The organism is Acidilobus sp. (assembly GCF_049973875.1).
In the GTDB taxonomy this organism is placed as follows: domain Archaea; phylum Thermoproteota; class Thermoprotei_A; order Sulfolobales; family Acidilobaceae; genus Acidilobus.
This window is the reverse complement of sequence record NZ_JBMFJI010000043.1, coordinates 1-4,749: the sequence shown is the minus strand read 5'-3', so window position 1 is coordinate 4,749 and position 4,749 is coordinate 1. Positions and strand designations below refer to the sequence as shown.

At 58.0% G+C, this 4,749-nt stretch carries 6 protein-coding genes and 1 pseudogene; 1 reads left to right on the top strand and 6 read right to left on the bottom strand.

What is annotated here, in order from left to right; all coding sequences use genetic code 11:
- Positions 1-207: 207 nt before the first annotated feature.
- Positions 208-1,035 carry a G1 family glutamic endopeptidase gene (locus ACP5H1_RS07915; RefSeq protein WP_427973835.1) on the bottom strand — a complete coding sequence of 276 codons (828 nt, stop codon included), beginning with the start codon at positions 1,033-1,035 and terminating at the stop codon, positions 208-210.
- 344 nt (positions 1,036-1,379) lie between these two features.
- On the opposite strand from ACP5H1_RS07915, the gene ACP5H1_RS07910 reads away from it, so the two are divergent.
- The gene (locus tag ACP5H1_RS07910) at positions 1,380-1,763 is read left to right on the top strand and encodes a penicillin acylase family protein (RefSeq protein WP_427973832.1); all 384 of its coding nucleotides are present in this window, start codon (positions 1,380-1,382) and stop codon (positions 1,761-1,763) included.
- 170 nt (positions 1,764-1,933) lie between these two features.
- On the opposite strand, the gene ACP5H1_RS07905 is transcribed toward ACP5H1_RS07910, so the two are convergent.
- From ACP5H1_RS07905 to ACP5H1_RS07885, 5 genes and pseudogenes are all read right to left on the bottom strand, one after another.
- Entirely contained in the window at positions 1,934-2,674 is a 741-nt protein-coding gene (locus ACP5H1_RS07905) for a hypothetical protein (RefSeq protein ID WP_427973830.1), read from the bottom strand.
- A gap of 844 nt (positions 2,675-3,518) precedes the next feature.
- A complete protein-coding gene (locus ACP5H1_RS07900) occupies positions 3,519-3,659 on the bottom strand; it encodes a hypothetical protein (RefSeq protein WP_427973827.1) in 141 nt (46 codons plus the stop codon).
- Positions 3,660-3,717: 58 nt separating this feature from the next.
- On the bottom strand, positions 3,718-3,879 hold the full coding sequence (locus tag ACP5H1_RS07895) for a hypothetical protein (RefSeq protein WP_427973825.1): 162 nt from the start codon (positions 3,877-3,879) through the stop codon (positions 3,718-3,720).
- A gap of 171 nt (positions 3,880-4,050) precedes the next feature.
- Positions 4,051-4,275, bottom strand: coding sequence for a hypothetical protein (locus ACP5H1_RS07890; protein WP_427973823.1), 225 nt, complete (start codon positions 4,273-4,275; stop codon positions 4,051-4,053).
- A 48-nt stretch (positions 4,276-4,323) separates the two neighbouring features.
- Positions 4,324-4,749: pseudogene (locus ACP5H1_RS07885) on the bottom strand (hypothetical protein); the annotation flags it as partial.

Sequence of the window (4,749 nt, the reverse complement as noted above, 5' to 3'; positions counted from 1 at the left end):
CCCGTCGTTAACTATGGCCCTCGCCGCTCCGGGCTGAGCTCGAGCGTGTGTGCCACAGCAAAGAAGGTGGCCCTGACCCAGGTCCCTGAGCGCCTTCAGCCTGCCGCCATGGTTATATAATGCCTTGCCGGCGTGAGGCGTGAGCGCTGAGCCAAGAAAAAGGAAAGGCTAAGGTTAAGGACGGTGATAGCCTGCCAACGCACCTTTTTACTTGCCGTGATGCCCTCCGCCCGACGACGAGCCGCAGGTGCCGTAGCAGACGTAGAAGCTCGAGCCGTAGGCGTAAAGCTGCGACGGCTGCGCCAGCACCTTGCCCTGGTCGTTGATCATTATCATCTCGTAGTAGTTGAAGCTCGATATGTTGCCGGCCGAGCCGTTGGCGAGCCTCACGTAGGCGCCCCCGGGCGGCAGCACTCCCGTGTACTTCACGTTGAAGTATGCCGTGCCGAAGTCAGCAAGAGTCGTCAGGCCCCTTCCCACGGCCGGCCGCTCGACGACCCACTCGGCGCTGCTGTCCTCCGCCCCACTCACCGCAGTCCACGGGGAGGTGAAGTTCCAGCCCTGGGTGACGTCAACCAGCACGGTCCTGTACTCGCCGGTGGAGGGGTTGTAGACCACCCAGCCGACGACCTTGTCGCCCGGCCTCACGGCGTCGCCTGAGGGCGCGTATACCGGGGACGCCGGGTAGAACTCGTACCACGCGCTGTAGTAGGCTTTGCCCCCCTGGCACTGCACGAGTACGCCCGTCTGCTCCACGGTGCTGTCGTTGAAACCGTCCATGCCAACCCAGACCGCCACGTCGCTGCTCCTAGGGCTGCACTGCACGTCGGGCACGTACCAGCTGGCGTTGACAGATATGAACGAGTGAGGGGCAAGGACGTCAGCGTAGCCGGCCCAGTTGAGGCTCTCGCTCGTTGAGCCCCTGAGGGGAAGCCTCGGGTAGAGCTTCACCTGGGCCTTGGCTGCCCCGCCTCCGTGGGGCGCCATTACCAGCGCCGCCAGGAGCAGGGCCAGCACGAGGTACCTTGAGCTCACGGGGACCAACCGTGGGGAAGTCGTGCCAGGAGGTATAAAAGGGTCAGGGCAATCCCTCGCCCGGGACCGCAAGGGCGGCTCCTCGCCACGCCCCTTAGCCCTGCAGCCGCTGGGCGGCCGCCGGCCCAGCTGGCATGTGACGCCTCACATTGCCTTGAGTTTACAGCGGCGTAACTCGCTGGGGATGAGCGCACAGCGCCCAGGCCGTTGGGGGAAGAAGGGAGCTGTGCCGTGCCCCCTTTGTGGGTTTTAAAACCTGAGCCCTGGAGGCGTACGGTAGGCCTCGCCCTGTCAGCCTTAACCTCGCCAGCGGCAGCTGTGGCCCGGTGGTCTCTTGAGGAGGCTTGGCTACCTCCTCCTGGCCCCCCGGCATCGTTGTTATACTCCTCTTTGTTGTCGCCTCGTTGACCCCTCCCGCGTCGGTGCTCATCTCGGCCGCAGACCCAGGGGCCGGGGTTTACGGCTACTCGCTCAACGCGGTCGTGAGGTCTGAGGCCCTCAGGGTCCCGGGCCTCAAGGCGCCCGTGAAGGTTGTGATAGACAAGTACGGCGTCTACCACATCTACGCCTCAGACCTACACGACCTCTTCCTGGCCCTGGGCTGGGTCGAGGCCGAGAACAGGCTGTGGCAGATGGACATGCTCAGGAGGGCCTCGGCCGGCAACCCCCCGTGCTCGGCCCCTCATACCTTGGGGCTGACCTCTTTCAGAGGACCGTCGGCAACCTAATCACGGCCGAGAGGGACTGGAACATCACGCTTGCCCTGGCCCGCAACAGCCCCACAGCCAACCTGACGGTGCTCGCCCTTGACAGCGAACCGCGGTGGCATAATAAATTACTTGAGACTCGTCTGTATAGTAGAGAAGCACTGCGCACCTCTTGCGTTTACTCGTTGCCCTCACAGGGACTGGAGTGCAGCTCTCTGGAGTGCAACCCACCGGCGGAAGTTAATTAATATCCAATTCCCATTCCCAATGCTGAGTTCATTATATCTGGCGTTAAACACGGGCCGCACGAGCGGTGCGTAGGCTGGCATCACGGACGCCTGTCTCGACCCCTGCGAGTACTCGCTCCATATTCTGACCGCGAGGCTGGGCTTCTTGACATCTGTCCCATTAACAAAAAATGGCTCAACAAAAATATACACACGCAGCTGGGTCTCGTTAGTGTTGCGAACAAGGGAGGGCGGCAGCTTAACAACGTCGCGTCCACCTCCCCCCTGCACCAGCGACACAGAACCACTGGCATAGTATGTCGTGCCCTTCTCTATCACGCCTGGGGTGAACCAGAAATCAACCCGCGGTGACAGGAAGCCGGCTACACTAACGCCGACATCCATGCCCCTGTCAATTCTATCCTTCAGGAGGTCTGCTATGTTCTTCACTACCGTAGGCGAGCATTCGATGTTAAAGGGGTAGATGGCTATGGTAAATGCCGCGCCTATGGCCTTGGCTATGTAGTCAATGCGTTGGCTTCTGTTGGTTTCGGTGATCCCTATGAAGTCGTCGCTGGCCACGTTTGACTCCAGCCAGTCGTAAACGTAGTCGTGAACCATCTTGGCTATATCATAGCTGGCAGCATTGTGGCACGGTAAGTAGCCGTTGTCGTACCATTTTACAAGCTCGTCCGCGCCAAACATGGTAATAAACTCCTTGTTATTGCTAAGTGTATTTACGTCCCTCATCGCAATGCCCAGAGTACAGATTATTGTGCAGGACTAATAAGCAACAGCGCAGCTACAGCCAGTCAAATGGAGTGAAGCGCCGCCTTCGGGAGAATCCAGTTATACGGCACACTAGTGTCGAGTACATCGTTTCTGGCGCCACGGTTATTGGCCTAGACACGTCGTATACGCTATATACACTTATACCATCTCCATAACATCTATTTATATACTTAATATCCGGACGACGGGCCTGGCTGTCCCACGCAGCATAACACGTATACTTATTTTAAGCACGCCCATAGTACCCTTGTTGCGAATTAGCGGGAGCCACAGCGATGTGGTGCAGCACTTCCGCTTCCTTGATCTGCTCGCCAGATCAAAAGGACTGCCACAAGGATCGTATGTTACTGCCTCCTCTGTAGCACCGAGGTAAAATCGAAACAGACGATGCTAGTGCTGTCAGTATAGGTGTAGACGTAGATACCTTCACCCTTGGCTGATTTTATCCCTCAGCACATTGGTTAGCGCTTGGCCACCTCAGGCGTACATGGGGCAAACCTAGATATAACTATGACGAACACTGCGCTACGACCTTGACGACATAGTCTATGCTGTGTTGCATATTGTCTCCAAAATCAACTAAGTTGTCGGGACCGACCTTTTGCTTTAGCTTATCATACACATAGTCGTGAATCGCTTTGGCTACATCAAAGCACAGTACGTTGCGGCTGTCATAAAGCTTTACCAACATATCTGCGTCAAGCGCGGTACCAAGATCGTTTTCATTTAGATAGGAAACTACTAGATACACCGGGGCTTACTCATTATAGTCTGCCTTCGCCTCTAGCTCATCACCTTTTGCCAGCTGCATAATGTAATCTGTAACCCACGCAGTGCTGAGCAGCCTTGCAGTGTACTCATCTGGCTTCTGCGAGCAATAGTCGCCGGATGAAATCATAGAAGTCCTTCAGTGACCTCTTGAGCGCGCCCCCTCGGCCTTGGCCAAGCCATTCACCTCAGCAGCGAGGGCAGCTGGGGCCGCTGCCCGTCGCATTTGATTGCCATAGATCTAGACTGTATACTGCGAGTATGTCCACCTCGTCGTTCATAGCGGGCTTCCTCATCAGGTACACGTTAACGTTAAGTATCCCGATCCTGTCGCCGTTACTGTCAACCAATGGGATGGCCACGAAGGCGAGCGGTATCCTTGTTTCTTCAACAGCCTTCTTGGTGTCATAGTTAAGGGAATCTTTATAATCTTAAGCTTCTTGTAGAGTTCCTTATCGTCAGTAGCCCTAACAACGTGGCGAATGCCTAAGATGTTCCCCGGCTGCCCTGAGGCTGCTAGCCTACGCGGCTGTAGGCGCCCCAGCCATGGCTGAGGCGGTCGCTGCCGCGGAGGTCGCCGGGCTGCCCACTATTACCCTTCCCCTGGCCTCCCTCATTGTCTCAGGGGCGCTAGAGGCCGCCGGATGCCTCGTGGGGACGTTTATATCCGTGGCTCTGAGGTCGAGCCGCCGCGGCCGGGAGGCGCCGAGGTAGGCCAGGGGCTGGAAAGGCGCGAGAAAGGTCAAAGACGGCAAAAAAGTAGGAAGGCTGGTTTATGAGTCCCTGAGCGAGGCTCAGCGCCTCCTGAGCAGTAGCACGGCCGCGACAACGACCACTATGATTACTACAACGGCTATGCCGACGTAGAGGCCCGTTAAGGTGGGCCTGCGCGGCGGAGCTGTCGACGTCGCTGATTTCCCGGATGTAGTAGCTGTAGACGTGACTGTGGTCGTCGTGGCGGCAGCGCGGGACGTGGTAGTAGTGCTGCTAGTCGAAGTCGTTGTGGTGGTGTTCGCCGCGGCCGTCGTGGCGCTGGTGGTTGTAGTGGTAGACGTGCTTGACGTCGTCGTGGTTGTCGGCGGGGTCGTGGACGTGGTGGTGTTGGTTGCAGTGGTCGTTGTTGTAGACGCAGTGAACGATATTTCAACAGCCGTGGGGCCCGTGACGTCCACCAAGCCAGAGGGCGGGCGGGGCTCGTACCCCTGGACGGCCCCGACGCT

Bases quoted from the DNA above. Each gene is read 5' to 3' on its own strand.
- ACP5H1_RS07900 (WP_427973827.1), bottom strand. From the start codon at position 3,659: ATGATTTCATCCGGCGACTATTGCTCGCAGAAGCCAGATGAGTACACT.
- ACP5H1_RS07905 (WP_427973830.1), bottom strand. From the start codon at position 2,674: ATGTTTGGCGCGGACGAGCTTGTAAAATGGTACGACAACGGCTACTTA.